The organism is Streptomyces sp. HUAS TT7 (assembly GCF_051550175.1).
Taxonomy (GTDB): domain Bacteria; phylum Actinomycetota; class Actinomycetes; order Streptomycetales; family Streptomycetaceae; genus Streptomyces.
In genome coordinates this window covers 5,754,445-5,774,015 of the sequence record NZ_CP196175.1, presented here as the reverse complement: position 1 = coordinate 5,774,015, position 19,571 = coordinate 5,754,445, and the positions used below count along the sequence as shown (strand labels likewise).

Genomic DNA, 19,571 nt, shown 5'->3' with positions numbered 1-19,571 from the left:
CACCCTTGCCCTGCCACTGACCGTACGCGATGGAGTGAGGCAACTGAATGCGCGTGTTGTTCGTGGGGCACGGCCCGGCCCATGTCCCCTGGATCATCCCGCTCGCCTGGGCCTGCCGCCTTGCGGGCCACGAGGTGCGGGTGGCGGTGCGGCCCCAGTGCGTGGCCCCGGTCACCCGGGCCGGTCTGGTGGCCGTGCCCGTCGGCGACGAGGCCGCCACCGCAGAGGTCGCGGCCCGCCAACTCGGCCTCGGGCCGGGGCGGTTGAAGGCGGCCGCCGAGTCGGTGGCCGTGCTCGACGCCGACCTGAGCGAGGCGCTCATCGAGAAGATGATCGCCGTCGCCGACACCCTCACCGACGACCTCGTCGACTTCGCCCGCTTCTGGCGCCCGGACGTCGTGGTGCACGACACCGCGGCCGCCGCGGGCCTCGTCGCAGCCGCCGCGATCAAGGTTCCGGCGGTCGGCCACACCTGGGGCGTCTCGCTCGGCGTGCACTGCGAGAGCGAGGCGGAGCTCCGCCCCTCCTACGCGAAGCTCTTCGAGCGCTTCGGGGCGGACCCTGTGGTCGGCCCCTCGGTGTGGATCGACCCGTGCCCGCCGGGCCTGCGCCCGCCGCACGGGGTGCGCCGCGCCGACATGCGCTACATCCCGTTCGCCGGCCCGGCCGCACTGCCCGAGTGGCTGCGCTCCGAGCGCCCCTCGGGCCGGCCGCTGGTCTGCGTGACCGGCGGGGTCACCACCACCGCCCTGGACGAGGTGCGCGACCACGTGGTCCGCTCACTCCTCGACCTGGACACCGACGTCGTCCTCGCGGTCACCCCCGAGCAGGCCGCGAACACCGGCCAACTCCCGGACGGCGTACGGATGGTGGAGTCGTTCCCGCTGGACGTGCTGCTCGCGCACTGCGACGCGCTGGTCCACCACGGCGGCGTCGGCAGCGGGCTCATCGCCGTCACCCACGGACTGCCCCAGCTCCTGCTGCCGCGCAACGCCTTCCAGGAGCACTGGTCCCATCTGGTGCGCGCGTCCGGCGCGGGCACCGCGCTGCCCGCCGACGCCGAGGAGGGCGCGGTCGGCGCGGCCGTCCAGGACCTGCTGACGCGGCCCTCGTACCGGGAGCGGTCGAAGGCACTGCGGGCCGAGACCGACCGGATGCCCACCCCCGACCAGCTCGTGGGCTTCCTGGAGGAGTGCGTGAGAGCCGGTCACACGGACGTTCCCACACCTGAGGAGACAGGAAGACGATGACCGTACTCCTTGAGCCCACGACGGGCACGAACCGCTTCGTGCGGGGCGAGACGATGCACGGCCTCTTCCAGGACGCGGCCCGCCGCTTCCCCGGGGCAACTGCCGTGTCCCACCGGGGAGTCGGCGTCTCCTACCGCGACCTCGACGCCGCCTCCGACGGGTACGCGGCGCTGCTGCAGGCCCACGGCGTGCGCCGCGGGCACCTGGTGCCGGTGCTCATGGAGCGCGGCACCCCGCTGATCGCGGTCCTGCTCGCGCTGTTCAAGTGCGGGGCCGCCTATTCGTTCCTGGACGCCCGCTGGCCCGTCGACCGGCTCGAAGGAGTGATCGGCCAGCTGGGCGCGCCGCTCCTGGTGACCACCGTGGACGGCGACTGGTCGGTGCCCGCCTGGACGCCGCCGGCCGAGGACCTGACCCTCACCGCGGCGCGCGGTCTGACCCCGGCGCCGGTCGCGGTGACCGGCACCGACGCCTGCTCGGTGTTCTTCACCTCCGGCTCCACGGGCACCCCCAAGGGCGTGGTGTCGAGCCACGAGAACGCGGTGCGCCTGTTCGACGGCGACTTCTACGCCGAGCTCGGCCCCGGCACCGTGATGCCGCAGACCGCTCCCCCGACCTGGGACGGCTTCACCCTGGACTGCTGGAGCATGCTGCTCACCGGCGGGCGGACCGTGCTGCTCGACGAGACGGTCCTGGTGCCGCGCACTCTGCGCGCGCTGATCGCCGAGGAGGGCGTGAACGCCGCGTTCATGACGACGCAGCTGTTCAACATGCTGGTCACCACCGATGTGGGCGCCTTCGCCGGAATGAAGTGGCTGTCCATCGGCGGCGAGCGGGCGGCCCCGACCCGGGTGCGCGCCTTCCTCGCCGAGCACCCCGGCATCCGGCTGCTCAATGTGTACGGGCCCGTCGAGTGCGGGGCCGTCGTCACCGGGCACGAGATACGGCCCGAGGACTGCGACGACCCGGCCGGCATCCCGCTCGGCCACGCCCTCGCGCACACCGATGTGTACGTCCTGGACGGCACCCGGGTGTGCGCGCCGGGCGAGACCGGCGAGCTGTGCCTGGGCGGCCCGGGCCTGGCCCGCGGCTACCTCGGCAATCCCGCGCTGACCGAGGAGGTCTTCGTCGAGGCGGAGATCGACGGCCGACGCCAACGCCTCTACCGTACGGGCGACTTGGGCAACCGCTCGGCCGAGGGCGTGTACCACTACACCGGCCGCGGCGACCGCCAGATCAAGATCCGGGGGCACCGGATCGAGCCCGCCGAGGTCGAGCGGACCGTGGAGCGGGTGGCCACGGTGACCGGCGCCGCGGTGGTGCCGGTGCCCAAGCCCGACGGGTCCTACCACGGGCTCGCGCTGTTCTACACGCGCGGCGACGGCGGGAGCGGGCCCGACGAGCTGCGCGAGCGGCTCGCCGAGCTGCTCCCGGAGTACCTGGTGCCGCGCCGCGTCCAACTCCTGGACCAGTTCCCGCAGTTGGCGAACGGCAAGATCGACCGGCGTGAGCTGGCCGCGCGGGTCCGCCCGGAGCAGGAGCGCGCCGAGGCGCCCGCCGAGGCGTTCGAGGGCACGGCGGCCCTGGTCGCCGACGGGTTCCGTACCGTCCTCGACACCGAGCGGGTGCCGGGCGACGTCTCGTTCTTCGAGCTCGGCGGCAGTTCCCTGGAGGCGGCCCGGCTGTGCCAGCACCTGGACGCGGTGCTCGGCGCGGCCGTCCAGCCCTCGCAGATCTTCCGCACCCCGACCGTGCGCCGGCTCGCCGACTGGCTCGACGCCACCGCGCGCTCGGCCGAGGCCGCCGACGCCCCGGTGCCGGGGCTTGAGCCCGGCGAGATCCCGCTGCCGCCCGAGCAGTCCGGCTTCCTGTTCGCCGCCGCCCACGACAAGGACGGCCTCGGCGGTCTGTGCCGGATGACCTGGTGGATCGAGGGACCGGTCGACGTCGACGCCCTCACGGCCGCCGTCGGCGACGTCCATCTGCGCCACCAGGCCCTGCACTCCCGGTACTTGATCCGCAACAACGAGATCGGGTACGCGGTGGTGCCCGAGATCCCGGCCGCCGCCGAGATGATCCGGCTGCCCGACGCCGCCGACGAGGAGACCGCGGCCACCGCGTGGCTGGCCGCCGCGCTCACCCCGCTCGCCGTCCGGGACGCCGAGGTGTGGCGGTGCGCGGTCATACGCGCCGAGGAGACCGGGCGCACCCTGTTCGGCCTGGTCGCCCACCACGTGGCGTTCGACGGGGCCTCCGAGACGGTGCTCGCCAGGGACCTCTCGGTCGCCTACGCCGCACGCGCAGCGGGCCGCGCCCCCGGGTTCCCGGCGCCGGCCGCGACGCTGGCCGAGGTGTCCGCCGACCACCGCAGGGTGATCTCCCGGGTGGACCTGGCGGCGCAGGCCGAGTACTGGGAGGACCACCTGGAGCTCCAGGAGCCCCTGGAGCTTCCGGGCCGGGCCGACAACGACCTCAACGCCGGGCCCGGCTACTCCCCCGCACGCACCGTGACCAACGCCGAGCTCGCCCGCTGGGACGAGCGGGCCCGCGCGCTCGGCACCACCCGCTTCGCGATGCTCGCGGCCCAATTCGGCCTCGTACTGCGGGACTTGACCGGGCAGCCCGACATCGCCGTCAAGGTGCCGGTGGCCCGCCGGGGCAGCGAGGTGCTCGCCTCCGCCGTCAGCTGCCGGGTCGACCTGCTGTTCCTGCGCTTCTGGCCGCCGCACAAGGACGACGGCTCCGGGCTCCTGGAGCAGGCGGTCACCCATGTCGACGAGGCGCTCGCCGCCCAGGAGACCGGCGGCGCCCAGCTGGCCCGCACCGTGGTGCTGACCGGCGGCGGCGAGTCCCTCCGCCCGATGCCGAGCTTCCTGATGCAGGACGACCCGGACCCCCGGCTCGAACTCGCCCACTGCACCGCCCAGTTGTCCCGCATCGGCGCGCCCACCATGTTCACCGAGCTGGAGCTGGACGTCCGCACCACCGCGGACGGCGCCCTGATCACCGCCTCGGTACGCACCGACCGCATCCCGGCCGAGATCGCGGACCGGGTGGTGACCGCGTACACCGAGGGCCTGCGCCGCGGCCCCGAGCCCTGGGCCGAAGCCCCCGCCGCTCCCATCACATCCGAGGACACCTCATGCGTGTACTGATCCTGAGCAGCCCCGAGTCCACCCACTTCACCTGCATGGTGCCGCTGGCCTGGGCGCTGCGCGGCGCCGGGCACGAGGTCCTGGTCGCCGGGCAGCCCGACATCATCCCGATGGCTCGTTCGGCCGGCCTCAACACGGTCACCGTGGGACGGCAGTTCTTCGGCAAGGACCTGCTCAGCCCGCCGCTGCCGCCGAACAAGCGGCCCATCGAGATCGTCGGGCCGCTCACCCCGAAGATGACCATGATCGGCTCCCGGGTGTGGGTCCTCCACACCCGCTACATGGCGCCCAAGTACCTGGAGGTCGCCGACGCGTTCAAGCCGGACCTGGTGATCTCGGAGATCTTCGACTGGGTCGCCTGCCTCATCGGCGGCGTCCACAGGATCCCGGTGGTCTCGCACCGCTGGGGCGTCGACCCGATGAGCCACCTGATGCGGGCCACCGCCGAGGACCTGCTCCAGGGCACCTGCGAGCGCCTCGGCATCGAGGGCGGCCTGCCCAAGATCGACCTGCTGCTCGACCCGGCCCCGCCGCAGCTCCTGGTGAAGGGTGCACCGGCCGGCGCGCCGATCCGGCACGTTCCCTTCAACGGCACGGGCGCGGTGCCGAGTTGGCTGCGCCGGCGCGGCGACAGGCCCCGGGTCTGCGTGACCATGGGCCGCCAGACCATCTCGCTCGGCGGGCTCCCCATGTTCCGCGGCATCGTCCAGGCCTTCGGCGACCTGCCGGAGACCGAGGCGGTGATGACCGTGCAGGAGGAGTTCGTCGACGAGCTCGGCACCATCCCGTCCAACGTCACCATCATCCCGCCGACGCCGCTCAACGGCTTCCTCGACAAGACGGACGCGGTGATCACCCACGGCGGCGCCAACACCCTGCTCGCCGTGGCCAGTTTCGGCGTCCCGCAGCTGATCATGCCGCAGCTGGTCGACCAGTTCGAGGGCGGCGACCTGCTCGCCGCCGCCGACGCCGGTCTGACCCTGCGCACGGCCGAGGCGCAGAACGACCCGGCCCAGGTGGCCGAGGCCGTGCGCACCCTGCTCGCCTCGGAGCGGATCGCCAAGGGCTCGACCGTCCTCGCCGAGACCATGGCCGCCATGCCCAGCCCCGCCGCCGTCGTCCGTGACCTGGAGAACCTCCGATGCGCGTACTGATCATCAGCACCCCCGTCGACACGCACTTCCTGCCCATGCTGCCGCTGGTCCGGGCGCTCACCGGCGCGGGTCACGAGGTGCTCGTGGCGGGGCAGCCCGACGTCACCGGGCCCGCCGAGGCGGCGGGCCTCGCCACCGCCACGTTCGGCGAGGCCTTCCACTACATGGATCTGCGCCGGGGCCGGCGGCCCGAGGGCCTGCGCCCCATCGAGGTGGTGGGCCGCCCGCCGGTCCAGCAGATCGACGGCGCCGCCCAGATGTGGCGCAACCACGCCCCGTACTTCCTGTACGACTACCTGGAGCTCGCCCGCGAGTGGCGGGCCGATCTGGTGATCTCCGACCACATGGAGTTCGCGGGCCCGGTCGTCGCCAAGGTGCTCGGCGTCCCGAGCGTGTGGCACCGCTGGGGCGTGGCCCCCACCACCACGTTCATGCTCGGCCAGACCCGGATGTGGCTCGGCCCGCTGTGCGAGCGGCTCGGCCTCGACTCCGTCCCCGAGCCGGACCTGATCCTCGACCCCGCGCCGCCCGCGCTCGCGAGCACCGAGGCCCCGGCCGCCCGGCCGATCCGCCCCGTGCCGCACACCGGCGACGGCACACCCTGGACGTACGCGGCCCCGCCCGGACGCCGGGTCGCGGTGGCGCTCGGCGGCTACACCCTCGACCTCGACGGCGCCCCGCTGGTGCGCCGGATCGTCGACGCGCTGGCCGCGGCGGGCGGTGTGGAGGCGGTCGTCTCCGCGGCCCCCGAGTACCGGGCCGCGATCGGCGCCCTGCCCGCGGGCATGGCGTACTCCGCCGAGACGGCCCCCGGACTGCTGTTCCCCGGCGCCGACCTCGTGGTCCATCACGGCGGGCCCGGCTCCACCCTGGCCGCGGCCGCGCTCGGCATTCCCCAGCTCGTGCTCCCCCAGCTCGACGAGACGTTCCTCGCCGGCGACAAGGTGGCCGCCGCGGGCGCAGGCACCACCCTGGACACGGCCGAGCTGCAGAACAGCGAGGCCGAACTGGCCGACAGCGTCCGCCAGTTGCTCACCGAGTCCGCATTCAGGGACGGCGCCCAGCGCCTTCGCGCCGAGATCCAGGACATGCCGGCCCCGGCCGAGACCATCACCCTGCTCGAAGAATTGACGACACGTCAGGAGGTACTGGCGTGAGCACGGACGTGACCGCCGAAACCACCGAGAACGAAGCGGCCGCGAAGGCCGGGGCCAAGGAGAAGAAGCCCAATCCGCACGGGATGACCGACATCCAGGTCCTGGTGTTCATCGTGTGTGCGATGGCCACCATGACCCTTGCCCTGCTCGACGGCTCGATCATCTCCTCGGCCGTCCTGCCCATCGTGCGCGACCTCGACCCGGCCCACGGCATCGACCGCTTCCCCTGGCTGATCACCTCCTACCTCCTTGCCGCGACGGCGGCGCAGCCGCTGTACGGCAGGCTCAGCGACAGCTACGGGCCGCGCCGGGTCTACCTCGGCGCGCTCGCGGCGTTCCTGGCCGGCTCGGCCCTGTGCGCCACCGCCCAGTCGCTCACCCAGCTGATCGTCTTCCGCGCGATCCAGGGACTCGGCGGCGGCGGCCTGATGAGCATGACGCTGATCGTGATCGCCACGCTGTACCCGCCCAAGTCCCGCGCCGGGCGCTCCAACGCGGGCGGCGCCCTCATCGCGGCCGGCCTCATCGCCGGGCCCATGATCGGCGGGCCGCTCAGCGAGAACCTCTCGTGGCGCTGGATCTTCCTGCTCAACGTGCCGCTCGCCGGCCTCGCCCTCGCCGGAGTGGCCTGGGCACTGCGGCTGCCCGTGAAGGGCACTCGGCAGAAGGTCGACATCCTCGGCTCGGTCCTGATCGCGGCGGCCACCTGCGCACTGCTGCTCGGCGTCAAGGCGTACGGCGACCAGAACTCGTTCTCGGGCCCGGTGCTGCCCTACTTCTACGGCGGTTTCCTCATGGCCGGCGCGTTCGTGGCCCGCCAGCTGAAGGCGGCCGATCCGCTGATGCCGCTCAGCCTGTTCAAGGACAAGGTGTTCCGGCCCGCCGCCATCCTCCAGTTCGCGGGCGGCTTCGCGCTGCTCTCGCTGCCGGTGTTCCTCATCAACTACCTCAACATCGTGCGGGGCGTGAGCCTGGACGCGGTCGGGCTGCATCTGATCCCGCTCGCCATCGGCGTGGTCCTCGTGTTCATCGGCTGGGGCAAGATCATCGCCCGGACCGGGAAGTGCAAGGCCGTCCTGATCGCCACCACGGCGACGGCGACCGCCTCGGTCGCCGGCCTCGGCCTCACCGTGGCCGACGGCCCGGTCTGGCAGTTCGACGTCCTGCTCCTGCTGCTCGGCGTGGGCCTGGGCGGCGTGACCCAGATCGCGCTGTTCATGACCCAGTCGGCCGCTCCCGCCGACCAGTTGGGCGTGGTCACCACCACCTCGCGGTTCGCCACCATGCTGGGCACCACCATCGGTGGCACCGTGCTCGGCGCGATCCTGAGCGACCGCTTCGCGTCGGCCGCCGGAGCCTCCGGTGTGAAGGACCCCGACGCGGCCGCGGCGCAGCTGGCCGGACTCGACGCGGCCCGCCGCCACCTGGTGACGGACGCCTTCGCGCACGCCACCGGCACCCTGCTCCTGACCGCGGCCGGGCTGCTGCTGCTCGCACTCGTGACCGCGGTGCTCATGAAGGACGTCGACGTCAACTCCGACGCCGAGTCCACCGAGGTTTCCGCCGAAGAGGCCGCCCCCATGTCCGAGGAGGACGACGAAGATGCGCGTACTGATGCTGAGCACCCCCTTCCCCACCCACTTCACCCCCATGGTGCCGCTGGCCTGGGCGCTGATGGGAGCGGGCCACGAGGTGATCGTCGCCGCGCAGCCTGACGTCACCGACGCGGCCCGCGCCGCCGGGATATCGGCCGTCGACATCGGCGACCGCTTCCACGGCCTCGACGTCCTCCAGCGCCACCTCCCGGACGGGATACGCCCGTTGGAGCTGATGGGCCCGACCCCGCCGGAGAAGATGGCGGGCACGACCAAGCTGTGGGAGACCCACGCCCGCTACCTGGTGAGCTCCTACCTGGAGTTCGCCCGGGAGTGGGGGCCCGACCTGATCGTCTCGGAGCAGATGGAACTGGCGGGCCAGCTCGTCGCGGGCGCGCTCGGCATCCCGTCGGTGCAGCACCGCTGGGGCGTCGACCCGCTGAGCGGCCCCTCGCGCGCCTCGGCCCGCAACTTCCTGTACGGGACCGCCGAGCGGCTCGGCCTCGACGGCCTGCCCGACCCGACGCTGCTGCTCGACCCGTGCCCGCCCGCGCTGCGCCACCCGAGCGCGGCGCCGGGCGCGCCGATCGGCTACGTGCCGTTCAACGGCACCGGCACCGTGCCCGACTGGCTGCACCGGCCGGCCGCCGACGGGGTGCGCCGCGTCGTGGTGTGCCTGGGCCGCCAGACGCTGGTGCTCAACGGCACCGGCCTGTACCGCTCGATCATCGCGGCGTTCGAGGGCCTGGAGCACGTCGAGGCGGTGGTGACGGCGGACGCCGCCTTCCACGAGGGCTTCGGTGAACTCCCCGCCAACGTCAAGGTGGTTGAGCCCGTTCCGCTGAACCTGTTCCTGCGCGACTGCGACGCCGTGATCCACCACGGCGGCGCGAACACCACGCTCACCTCGTGCGCTTTCGGCCTCCCGCAGGTGGTGCTCCCGCAGATCGTCGACCAGTTCGCCTCGGCCGAGCTGCTCGCCGCGGCCGGCGCCGCCCGGGTGCTTGGCGAGGCGGCCCCGCAGAACGACCCCGGCCAGGTCCGCGAGGCGATCCGGGACGTCCTGGACGACCCGCGCCACCTCAAGTGCGCCCAGGAGCTGCGCGCCGACATGAACGAGATGCCGAGCCCGGCCCGGGTGGTGGAGGACCTGGAGGGCCTGGTGGCCGTCTGACCTCAACTCCCGTACGCAGAAGGGCCCTTGCGATATCACGCAAGGGCCCTTCTCCATCGGCGCGAGTGGGGTCGGTGTACGTGGACATACGGAAGGGGGCCCACCGACCGGAGTGGTCGGTGGGCCCCCTCGGTCCTGCCGGGGTGGCTCAGCCGCGGCGCTTCTTGAGGGCGTCGCCGCCGAACTTGACGACGAGGCAGACGACGACGGTGACGGCGAGACCGATGATGAGGTGGCTCATGATGTCCTCCAAAGGACGGTTGTGGGTGGGGGGTTGGATGGTGCGGCGGAAACTTGTGGTGCCGGTCAGACGTGGGCGGCGGTGCGCTGTGCGGCGAGGACCGCCCACAGCGCGCCCGGGGTCGCGAAGGTCGCGCCCGTGAGCTTGTCCTCGGGGATCTCCACGTCGTACTGGTCCTCCAGGCGGACCAGGAGCTCGATGGTGGCCATCGAGTCGAGGCCGACGGCCTTGAGGTCGAGCGCGGGGTCCAGCGGGCCCGTGACACGCGGCAGGACCGAGGTCAGCAGCTGCTCGAAGCCGGCGTCCCACGAGACGTCAGTGGTGGTCATTGGCGGAATCTCCTTACTGGGTTACTGACTCGGGGAGTCGGTCGATTCGGTCACTTCTGTTCGCGGCGCAGCCGCTGCTTGTCGGTCTTGCCGTTCGGGGTGAGCGGGAGCTCGCCGAGCAGGTGGCAGGCGGCCGGGACCTTGGCGGCCTCCAGGCGCTCCGTCAGCTGCGCGAGCACCTCGTCGGCCGTCAGCTCGGTGACGGCGTACAGCGTGAGGTCGTGGCCCTCGGCCGGGGCCAGGGCGGCGGCGGCCGTCACACCCTTGATGTCCAGGGCGGCCGTCTCGATCTCCAGGGTGCCCATGCGGACGCCCTTGCGCTTGAAGAGGTCGTCGCGGCGGCCCTCGAAGTAGAGGTGGCCGTCCTCGTCGAGGTGGCCGTAGTCGCCGGTGTGCAGGGTGACCTCGCCGGTGACCGGGTCGGGGCGGAACCGCAGGGCGGTCTGCTCCGGGGCCTGCCAGTAGCCGGTCATGATGTGCGGTCCGCGTACGCAGATCTCGCCGACCGTGCCGGGCGGCAGGAGCCGGCCGTCGTCGTCCAGGATCAGCACCTCGGTGCCGTCCAGGGCGCGGCCGACCGAGCCGGGGCGGACGATGTCGCCGTCCGGTTCGAGCACGGTGATGCGCTTGCACTCGGTGGTGCCGAACATCGGCGACACCTGGGCCCCCGGGAACGCGGCACGCAGCTGGGCGATGACGGGCCCGGTCAGCGCGGCCCCGGTGTTGGTGAAGAGCCGTACCGGGGGCGCTTCGCGGCGGTCCCGCTTCGACAGCGTGAGCAGCATCTCGCCGAGCGAGGGCACCAGCGGAACGACGGTGACCCCGTGCTCGTGCAGGGTGGAGAGCAGCCGTACGTGGCGGTCCGGCGAGGTGAGCACCACCTGGGCGCCCGCGATGACGGACAGCAGGATCTGGTACAGCCCGTAGTCGAAGGAGACCGGCACCGCGACCAGGACGACGTCGTCCTCGCGGTAGTTCAGCCGGGCCTGGATGGCGCGGGCGGCGAAGACGATCGGGGCGTGCGTGCTCACCACGGCCTTGGGCGCCGAAGTGGAGCCCGAGGTGTAGATGAGCAGGCCCAGGTCGTCCGGGGCGACCGGCGCCTCGTCGAGCGCGGCGGGCGCGGCGTCGTACAGCGCCTCGGCGCCGCGGCGCACCTCGTCGAGCCCGTAGACCGGTCGGTCCGTCAACTCCCGCAGAATCGCGGTGTCCTGGGCATCCTGGCCGATCACGAGAACCGGGTCGCAGTCCGGTACGACGGTGTTGAGGTGGAAGCGCTTCATCGCCGGGTTGACCGGCACGAAGGCGATGCCGCGGCGCAGCGCGCCGAACATCAGGGCGGTGAATTCGCGGGTGTTGCCGACGCGGACCAGGATCCGGTCCGCGTGTCCCACACCCTGGGCGGTGAGCCAGTCGGCGTACGCCCGTGACCAGGCGTCCAGTTCCGCATAGGTCCACACGCCCGAGGCGTCGCGCACCGCGGGGGCGTCGGGCCGGGCGGCCACGGCCGCCGCGAGCAGTCCGTGGACGGTATCGGTGCCGGTGTCCGCGGCAACCAGCGTCTGAGTCGTCATCCAGCAACCTCGTGGTCATCGGAACGGATGTTGGTCACCCTGAGCGTGAGGGGGTTGCCTCGACCCCGGATCGAGCGCCGGTGGACACCCCTTCCGGGTGTGCGGTTTCGGCTGCGGGCCGTACGTGGCCGGTCGCGCCCACGCGGCGGAGCCGCACAATGTTGCAGCCCCGCGCCCCTAGGGGGTTCATCTAGCCTCCCTCGGATCTTGCTCGAATCCATCACAACTGGCATGACTCGCACTGCACTTGAGCCGCACTGGAGCGCTCTTGACCTGCCCGGGACTCAAGTGGGCTGCGAGGAGGGCGTCCCATGGTGTCGCCGGGCAGCAAGCCCCCATGGTGACGACCCCGCCGCGACGACGTCCGACGGGGAAGGAGGCAGCGCTAAATGAACGCGGATTCCCGGCAGACCGGCAGCCAGGGTGCGGACGGCTCGGCAGGTGAGCGGCCGCTGGACTTCGGTGTCTTCTTCTTCGCCGCGGTCGGCGACCGGGCGGAGGAGACCTACCGGCTGATGCTGGACGCGGCCCGCCGCGCCGACGAGCTCGGCTTCGGTTTCGTATCGACGCCCGAGCGGCACTTCCACCGGTTCGGCGGTGCCTTCCCCAACCCGGCCGTGACCTCGGCGGCCATCGCCGCGGTGACGAGCCGCATCCAGATCCGGGCCGGCAGCGTCGTGACGCCGCTGCACCCGGCCGCCCGCATCGTCGAGGACTTCGCGATGGTGGACGGCATCTCGGGCGGCCGGGTCGCGATCTCGGTGGGCTCGGGCTGGAACGTCAACGACTTCGTGATCGCTCCGGAGAAGTACGAGACCCGGCGCGAGCAGATGATCAAGGATGTCGGTGACATCCGGACCGCCTGGCGCACCGGTCACTGGACCGGCCCCAACCCGCTGGGCGCCGAGACCACGCTGCCCGTCTTCCCCCGCCCGGTGCAGGAGGACCTGTCGGTGTGGGTGACGGCGTCGCGCAGCGAGGGCACGTTCCGCGAGGCGGGGCGGCTGGGCTGCAACATCCTGACCCATCTGGAGAACCAGGACGTCGAGTCGCTCTCCGACAAGATCGCCCTGTACCGGGCGGCCCGCGCCGAGGCCGGCTGGGACGGCCCCGGCAAGGTCACCGTCATGATGCACACCTATGTCGCCGACGACGCGGCCGAGGCCCGTGAGGTGGGCGGCGGCGCCCTGCGCGACTACCTGCTCTCCGCCATCGACCTGGAGGCCCTCGCGGTCGAGGCCGGCGGCCGGATGAGCGGCAACAAGCAGGGCCGCGAGGTGCTCTCCGCGGTGAAGGCCCAGCGCAAGCTCGCCGAGCTCGGCGTCAACCGCTATCTGTCCGGGAACTCGCTGATCGGCTCGGCCGAGGAGTGCACGGAGACCGCCCGCCGGGTGCGCGCGGCCGGCGTCGACGAGATCGCCTGCCTGGTGGACTTCGTCGCCGACCCGGAGCTGGTGCTCGCCTCCCTGGAGCGCGTCGCCGCGGTCCGCCGCGAGGCGGCCACCCCCGCCGAGCCGGTGCCGGCCGCCTGATCCACCACCACCGACCCCACGCAAGAGCCTCTTCACTCACTTGATCAGGAGGTTGTCCATGCCGACGATCCTCGCCGTCTCCGGCAGCCCGTCGCCGGTCTCCAGCACCCACCAGGTACTCACCCTCGCGGCGGACCGACTTGCCGGCCGCGGGCACCGGGTGGAGACGCTCGCCGTGCGCACCCTGCCCGCGGCCGAACTCCTGCGGGCCGATCTGAACCACCCCCAACTCGCCGACGCGGCAGAGCAGTTCGCGCGGGCGGACGCCGTCGTCCTGGCCACCCCCGTCTACAAGGCGGGCTACTCGGGACTGCTCAAGTCCTTCCTCGACGTACTGCCGCAGTTCGCCCTCGAAGGCAAGGTGGTGCTGCCGCTGGCCACCGGCGGCTCGCTCGCCCATGTGCTCGCGCTCGACTACGGGCTGCGCCCGGTGCTGATGTCGATGAAGCCGCGGGCCGTCTCCGAGAGCTTCTTCGTGCACGCGGGCGGCATCCGCAAGGGCCCGGGCGGCTTCGCCGGCCTTGAGCCCGACACGGACGCCCTGCTGCACGAGGCCACCGACAAGTTCGCCGACCTGGTGGAGAGCCTCACCGAGGCCGCCACCCCGACCGTCCGCCTTGTGCCCGCCGCCTGACCGGCATCGCGGAGCCACCCCTGACCCCGCAACTCCCCCTATTCATCCGCCTGTTGATGTGTCGATCACGACGTAACCACGACAGAAGAGGACCCCATGAAGGCTCTGGTTCTGAGCGGCGGTACGGGAAGCCGACTGCGCCCGTTCAGCTACTCCATGCCCAAGCAGCTCATCCCGATCGCCAACAAGCCCGTCCTGGAGCGGGTGCTCGACAACATCCGCGACCTCGGTGTCACCGAGATCGGGATCATCGTCGGCAACCACGTCGAGGAGATAGCCGAGGCGCTCGGCGACGGGTCCCGGCTCGGTGTCGAGATCACCTACATCCCGCAGGAGAGCCCGCAGGGGCTCGCCCAGTGCGTGCAGCTCGCCCAGCCGTTCCTCGGCGACGACGACTTCGTGATGTACCTCGGCGACAACATGCTCCCCGAGGGCATCGCCGAGGCGTCCGCCGAGTTCCACGCGCTGCGCCCGGCCGCCCAGGTGCTCGTCGCCCAGGTCGAGGACCCGCGCGCCTTCGGTGTGGCCGAGGTGGACGCGACCGGCGTCGTGGAGCGCCTGGTCGAGAAGCCCCCGGTGCCGCGCTCCAACCTGGCGCTGATCGGCGTCTACTTCTTCACCCCGGCCATCCACGAGGCCGTCGACTCGATCGTGCCGAGCGCGCGCGGCGAGCTGGAGATCACCGACGCCATCCAGTGGCTGGTGACCGACGGCCAGACCGTCCGGGCCCAGGAGTACCGCGGGTACTGGAAGGACACCGGCCGCGTCGAGGACGTCCTGGAGTGCAACCAGATGCTCCTCGACGGCATCGAGCGCCGCGTGGAGGGCGAGGTCGACGACCAGAGCGTGCTGATCGGCGCGGTCGTCGTCGAGCCCGGCGCGAAGATCACCCGCTCCTTCGTGGAGGGCCCCGTCGTGATCGGCGCGGGCACGGTCCTGGAGGACAGCCACGTCGGACCTCACACGTCCATCGGCCGGGACTGCGTCCTGTCCGGCACCCATCTCGACTACTCGATCGCCCTGGACGGCGCGACGATCTCCGCGGTGCGGGGCCTGCACGGCTCCCTGCTCGGCAGGTCCGCCGCGGTCACGGGCATCGACTTGGCAAGCCGCCACCACCGCCTGGTGGTCGGCGACCACACCCGCGTGGAGGTCGCGGCATGACGAACACCACGGAGAAGAGCGGCATGAACAAGATCCTGGTCACCGGCGGCGCGGGCTTCATCGGCTCGCACTACGTACGCACGCTTCTGGAGGGCGGCTACGAGGGGTACGAGAACGCCGAGGTCACCGTCCTCGACAAGCTCACCTACGCGGGCAACCGCGACAACCTGCCCGCCTCGCACCCCCGGCTGACCTTCGTCGAGGGCGACATCTGCGACCTGCCGCTGCTCCTGGAGCTGTTCCCCGGCCACGACGCGGTCGTCCACTTCGCGGCCGAGTCCCACGTGGACCGCTCCCTGGAGTCGGCCGCCGAGTTCATCGCCACCAACGTCGGCGGCACCCAGAACGTCATGGAGGCCGCGCTGCGCGCCGGCGTCCAGCGCGTGGTGCACGTCTCGACCGACGAGGTGTACGGCTCCATCGACGAGGGCTCCTGGACCGAGGAGTGGCCGCTCCTGCCCAACTCCCCGTACGCCGCCTCCAAGGCGGGCTCGGACCTCATCACCCGTGCCTACTGGCGCACCCACGGCCTGAACGTCTCCATCACCCGCTGCTCCAACAACTACGGGCCCTACCAGCACCCCGAGAAGCTGATCCCGCGCTTCGTCACCAACCTGCTCGAAGGCGAGACGGTCCCGCTGTACGGCGAGGGCGCCAACATCCGCGAGTGGCTGCACGTCGACGACCACTGCCGCGCGATCCAGCTCGTCCTCACCAAGGGCCGCGCCGGCGAGATCTACAACGTGGGCGGCGGCAACGAGCAGACGAACCGTCAGATCACCGAGCGTCTCCTGGAGCTGACCGGCAACGACTGGTCGAAGGTGGTCCGGGTCGCCGACCGCAAGGGACACGACCTGCGCTACTCGCTCAGCGAGGCCAAGATCGCCGAGGAGCTCGGCTACGCGCCGCGCATCTCCTTCGAGGACGGCCTCGCCGAGACCGCCGCCTGGTACCGCGACAACCCGGGCTGGTGGAAGGCGGTCAAGCACGCGCCGCAGGAGGGCCAGAAGTGACACTGCTCAGCGAAACGGCGCCCGCACCTCAGGTGCTGGTCGTGGGCGCCGGGCCGGTCGGGCTGAGCGCCGCCCACGAGCTGGCCCGGCACGGCGTCCGGGTCCGGCTCGTGGACGCGGCGGCCGGCCCGGCCACCACCAGCCGGGCGCTCGCCACGCACGCCCGCACGCTGGAGACGTACGACCAGATGGGCATCCTGGACGAGCTCCTGCCGCGCGGCCAGCGGGTGGAGCACTTCACGCTCCACCAGAACGGCCGCCGCCTGATCCGCTTCGACACGGACTACAGCCGGCTGCCCACCCGCTTCCCGTTCACGCTGATGGTCGACCAGGTCATCACCGAGGAGGTGCTGCGCACCGCGACGGCCCGCCGCGGCGTCGAGGTCGAATGGGGCGTACGCCTCACCGAGTTCGAGGACCTGGGCTCCGACGGGGTACGCGCCCACCTCACCCACGCCGACGGAACCACCGAGACCGTCACGGCGGACTGGCTGGTCGGCACCGACGGCGGCCACAGCACCATCCGCAAGCAGCTCGGCCTCAAGCTCGAAGGCGAGTCGAGCGAGACCTGGCTGATCGCGGACGCCACCGTCCACTGCGACCTGCCGAAGGACAGCATCCACTGGATGCGCACGCCCACCGGCACCGTGATGATGGTGCCGTTCCCCGAGCCCGGCAAGTGGCGCCTGCTCGACACCGCGGAGACGTCCTACGGGGGCGACGACGCGATGGTGGCCCGGCGCTTCTCGGCGAAGATCACCACGGGTACGGGCAAGCCCGCCGTGGTCGAATCGCCGTCCTGGGTCTCGGTGTTCACCATCCAGCAGCGCATGATCGGCAAGATGCGCAACGGCCGGGTGCTGCTCGCGGGCGACGCGGCCCACGTCCACAGCCCGGCCTCCGGGCAGGGCATGAACACGGGCGTCCAGGATGCGGTCAACCTCTCCTGGAAGCTCGCCACGGTCCTGCGCGGCGAGGCCCCGGACGCGCTCCTGGACAGCTACAGCGACGAACGGGTCCCGGTGGGCGCGGAGCTGCTGCGCACCACCAAGATGGCGACGATGCTGGTCCAGCTGCGCAGCCGCAAGGCGGCGGCCGCCCTGCGCGCCGCGTTCACGGTCCTGCGCTCGCTGCCCCCGGTCAAGGGCCGCATCCAGCGCAAGATCATGGGCGGCATGTCGGCACTGGGCCTCGGCTACGCGGCGGGCCCGCTGGCCCACCCCTCGGCTCCCTCCGACGGCGTCCGTCCCGGCGAGCGAGTGGCCCGCGTAACAGCACCGGACCTGGCCACCAGCCCCGGCTGGCAGGAGGTGATCGCCGAACTCCAGCGCCCGGAATGGCTGTTGCTCACCTTCGGCGAGGCCCCCGAGGACCACTACGGCCCCTCGGTACGCATCCGCACGGTGAACACCCCCGGCCCGGACACCCTGTCCGACCCGGCCGGCCACCTGTCCACGGCCCTGGGCGCCCCCGAGGGCACCTGGCTCCTGATCCGCCCGGACGGCTACCTGGCCGCGAGAGGCACAGCAAAGGAGTCCCCGTCGACCGCACTGACCTCTTTGGGAATCCACCCGGCACAATCCCGTCAACTGACGTACTGAGCACACCGATTGGGCCCGCTTCCGGAAGTCGTCCGGGGCGGGCCCAAGTGGTGTGCGCGGAGTTCCAGGGCAGCACAAAAAGTGCCCTTACCGGACAGAAAGGTCCGGCTTCGGGCACGGATTCGGCGCCGGGGAGCAAAATTCAGCCCCTCCGGCGATTGAGGAGCGGGGGTCCGGGGGCAGAGCCCCCGGTACCTAGGCTGCAGCCTGCTCCTCCTGCGAACCCCTCCCGTAAAGGGAAAGGCACTGCGCATACGTAGGAAGCAACCCGAGCTCCAAGGCCTCAGCGACGACAGGAGCCGCCGCATCCTTCTCCGACAGCACCGGCTCCCCCGTGAGCCACTTCGCCCAGGGCAGACCCAGGGCGGGGTCGAAGGCCTGGAGGTCGAGCTGCGTACCCGGCACGTACTCCGTGGAGCACAGATAGCTGATGCACGTGTCGTCGGTCAGTGCCACGAACCCGTGCGCGAGCCCCTCCGCCACGAACATCGCGCGCCCCTCCCGCGCGTCCAGCACCGTGGTCACGTGCTCGCCGAACGTGGGGGATCCCACGCGTACGTCGACGACCACGTCGAGCAGCGCCCCGCGCACGCAGCTCACCAGCTTCGCCTGGCCCGGCGGAATGGCCACGCCGTGCAGCCCGCGCACCGTATTGCGGGAGGAGGCGGAGTAGTTGACCTGGCGCGGCACGAACTCGTGCCCGGTCTCGGCGGCCAGCAGGTCGTAGCGGTACGACTCGTGGAAACTGCCGCGGGGGTCCGTCAGCAGCTTCGGCATGATGCGGTACGCGTCCGGTACGGCGGTCTCTTCGATCCTCATGTTCCCGGACGGTAGGCGCCCCGACTCAAGTCCCGGTAGCGCCGCATGACCACCTGTCCAGCGGTCCCCGAGCGAGGCACGCCACAGTGCCGCTCAAACCGCGCATACAGGAGGTAGCAACGGTGTCGGTGAACGACCGAAGAGCAGACGGCAGAGGCGGCGGCGAAGCCGGGTCGGTGGTGGTGCTCGGCGCCACGGGGTTCGTGGGCCGGCACATCTGCGAGGTGTTCGGCGCGGCGGGCTGGACGGTGACGGGCATCGCCCGCGGCGCCCAGGATCCGTCAACTCCCCACGAAATCATCCCCCTTGACGTCGTGGGCGCCAAGCCGGAGCAGATCGCCCGGCTGCTCGCCGAGCGCGGCGCGGGGGCGGTGGTGAACGCGGCCGGCGCGGTGTGGCAGGCCACCGAGGACGACATGACCCGCGCCAACGCCGTCCTGGTGGAGCACCTGGTGGCCGCGACCGCCCGGCTCGACGAACGGCCCCGGCTGATCCAGCTGGGCTCGGTGCACGAGTACGGCCCGGTGCCACGTACCGGCATCACCGAGGACACCCCGACCGCGCCGGTCACCCCGTACGGCCGCTCGAAGCTGGCGGGTGCCCGTGCGCTGCTGGAGGCGACGGCGTCGGGCGAGGCGGAGGGCCTGGTGCTGCGCGTCTCGAACGTGTCGGGCCCCGGCACCCACCGGGCGAGCCTGCTCGGGATGGTCGCCCACCATCTCGCCACGTCCTCCCCCGAACCGCTGCGGCTCGCACCGCTGCTCGCCCACCGCGACTTCGTGGACGTACGGGACGTCGCGGATGCGGCGCTCGCCGCGGCCCGGTCCCGGGCGACGGGTCAAGTCCTCAACATCGGTGGCGGGCAGGCGACTTCGGTGCGCAGCCTGGTGCTGCGGCTGACCGACCTTGCGGGCGCGGCCGCCGAGATCGTCGAGGCGCCGAGCGCGGGCGGACGGCCTCCCGAGGCCGAGTGGCAGCGCATGGACATCGGGCGCGCGCAGCGGCTTCTCGGCTGGTCGCCGCGGCGGAGCCTGGACGATTCGCTGCGCGATCTGCTGGCCCACGCCCGCGCCGCCGCCCATCGCGAGCCGTTGTCCAGTGCCCTTCAAGTCGCCCCCACAACGATGGCCCTGTCGGATCACCGCTGAGGGCTTCGTGCCGAACTGACGACCATGGAGG

The 19,571-nt window shown here is 72.0% G+C and carries 15 protein-coding genes; 12 read left to right on the top strand and 3 right to left on the bottom strand.

Translation table 11 applies throughout. The annotated features are described in order from the left end of the window. Positions 1-47 precede the first annotated feature (47 nt). The 6 genes from ACSHXC_RS25990 to ACSHXC_RS25965 are packed head-to-tail and all read left to right on the top strand — an operon-like array spanning position 48 to position 9,485. Positions 48-1,250, top strand: a complete 1,203-nt coding sequence (locus ACSHXC_RS25990; RefSeq protein WP_438293885.1) for a nucleotide disphospho-sugar-binding domain-containing protein — start codon at positions 48-50, stop codon at positions 1,248-1,250. Further along, complete coding sequence (locus ACSHXC_RS25985) at positions 1,247-4,405, top strand: amino acid adenylation domain-containing protein (RefSeq protein WP_438293884.1); 3,159 nt, start codon at positions 1,247-1,249, stop codon at positions 4,403-4,405. Before ACSHXC_RS25990 ends, ACSHXC_RS25985 begins: the two co-directional genes overlap by 4 nt. Continuing rightward, positions 4,393-5,559, top strand: coding sequence for a nucleotide disphospho-sugar-binding domain-containing protein (locus tag ACSHXC_RS25980; protein ID WP_438293882.1), 1,167 nt, complete (start codon positions 4,393-4,395; stop codon positions 5,557-5,559). The genes ACSHXC_RS25985 and ACSHXC_RS25980 overlap by 13 nt, the downstream gene beginning before the upstream one ends. Further along, a complete protein-coding gene (locus ACSHXC_RS25975; protein ID WP_438293881.1) occupies positions 5,547-6,716 on the top strand; it encodes a nucleotide disphospho-sugar-binding domain-containing protein in 1,170 nt (389 codons plus the stop codon). Before ACSHXC_RS25980 ends, ACSHXC_RS25975 begins: the two co-directional genes overlap by 13 nt. Beyond that, on the top strand, positions 6,713-8,431 hold the full coding sequence (locus ACSHXC_RS25970) for an MFS transporter (protein WP_438293880.1): 1,719 nt from the start codon (positions 6,713-6,715) through the stop codon (positions 8,429-8,431). Before ACSHXC_RS25975 ends, ACSHXC_RS25970 begins: the two co-directional genes overlap by 4 nt. Continuing rightward, on the top strand, positions 8,319-9,485 hold the full coding sequence (locus tag ACSHXC_RS25965) for a nucleotide disphospho-sugar-binding domain-containing protein (protein ID WP_438293879.1): 1,167 nt from the start codon (positions 8,319-8,321) through the stop codon (positions 9,483-9,485). Before ACSHXC_RS25970 ends, ACSHXC_RS25965 begins: the two co-directional genes overlap by 113 nt. A gap of 306 nt (positions 9,486-9,791) precedes the next feature. Here ACSHXC_RS25965 and ACSHXC_RS25960 read toward each other — a convergent pair whose 3' ends face one another. Both ACSHXC_RS25960 and ACSHXC_RS25955 read right to left on the bottom strand, forming a co-directional pair. Continuing rightward, complete coding sequence (locus tag ACSHXC_RS25960; RefSeq protein ID WP_438293878.1) at positions 9,792-10,055, bottom strand: phosphopantetheine-binding protein; 264 nt, start codon at positions 10,053-10,055, stop codon at positions 9,792-9,794. A 50-nt stretch (positions 10,056-10,105) separates the two neighbouring features. Then, positions 10,106-11,629, bottom strand: a complete 1,524-nt coding sequence (locus ACSHXC_RS25955; RefSeq protein WP_438293876.1) for a class I adenylate-forming enzyme family protein — start codon at positions 11,627-11,629, stop codon at positions 10,106-10,108. 389 nt (positions 11,630-12,018) lie between these two features. Here ACSHXC_RS25955 and ACSHXC_RS25950 point away from each other — a divergent pair, with 389 nt between their 5' ends. The 5 genes from ACSHXC_RS25950 (at position 12,019) to ACSHXC_RS25930 (ending at position 17,573) form a co-directional block, all read left to right on the top strand. Further along, on the top strand, positions 12,019-13,161 hold the full coding sequence (locus tag ACSHXC_RS25950; RefSeq protein ID WP_438293875.1) for a MupA/Atu3671 family FMN-dependent luciferase-like monooxygenase: 1,143 nt from the start codon (positions 12,019-12,021) through the stop codon (positions 13,159-13,161). Positions 13,162-13,219: 58 nt separating this feature from the next. After that, a complete protein-coding gene (ssuE, locus tag ACSHXC_RS25945) occupies positions 13,220-13,795 on the top strand; it encodes an NADPH-dependent FMN reductase (RefSeq protein ID WP_438293874.1) in 576 nt (191 codons plus the stop codon). A gap of 96 nt (positions 13,796-13,891) precedes the next feature. Then, positions 13,892-14,959 (top strand): glucose-1-phosphate thymidylyltransferase, encoded by a 1,068-nt coding sequence (locus tag ACSHXC_RS25940; protein ID WP_438293873.1) that lies wholly within the window; start codon positions 13,892-13,894, stop codon positions 14,957-14,959. Continuing rightward, positions 14,956-15,972 carry a dTDP-glucose 4,6-dehydratase gene (gene rfbB, locus ACSHXC_RS25935; protein WP_438293872.1) on the top strand — a complete coding sequence of 339 codons (1,017 nt, stop codon included), beginning with the start codon at positions 14,956-14,958 and terminating at the stop codon, positions 15,970-15,972. Before ACSHXC_RS25940 ends, rfbB begins: the two co-directional genes overlap by 4 nt. Continuing rightward, on the top strand, positions 15,969-17,573 hold the full coding sequence (locus ACSHXC_RS25930) for an FAD-dependent oxidoreductase (protein ID WP_438293871.1): 1,605 nt from the start codon (positions 15,969-15,971) through the stop codon (positions 17,571-17,573). The genes rfbB and ACSHXC_RS25930 overlap by 4 nt, the downstream gene beginning before the upstream one ends. A 195-nt stretch (positions 17,574-17,768) precedes the next feature. Here the strand turns inward: ACSHXC_RS25930 and ACSHXC_RS25925 are convergent, their stop codons facing one another. Further along, positions 17,769-18,392 (bottom strand): dTDP-4-dehydrorhamnose 3,5-epimerase family protein, encoded by a 624-nt coding sequence (locus ACSHXC_RS25925; RefSeq protein ID WP_438293870.1) that lies wholly within the window; start codon positions 18,390-18,392, stop codon positions 17,769-17,771. 122 nt (positions 18,393-18,514) lie between these two features. On the opposite strand from ACSHXC_RS25925, the gene ACSHXC_RS25920 reads away from it, so the two are divergent. Continuing rightward, positions 18,515-19,540: an NAD-dependent epimerase/dehydratase family protein gene (locus tag ACSHXC_RS25920; RefSeq protein WP_438293869.1), complete on the top strand. Its 1,026-nt coding sequence runs from the start codon at positions 18,515-18,517 to the stop codon at positions 19,538-19,540. The last annotated feature ends 31 nt before the right edge of the window (positions 19,541-19,571 follow it).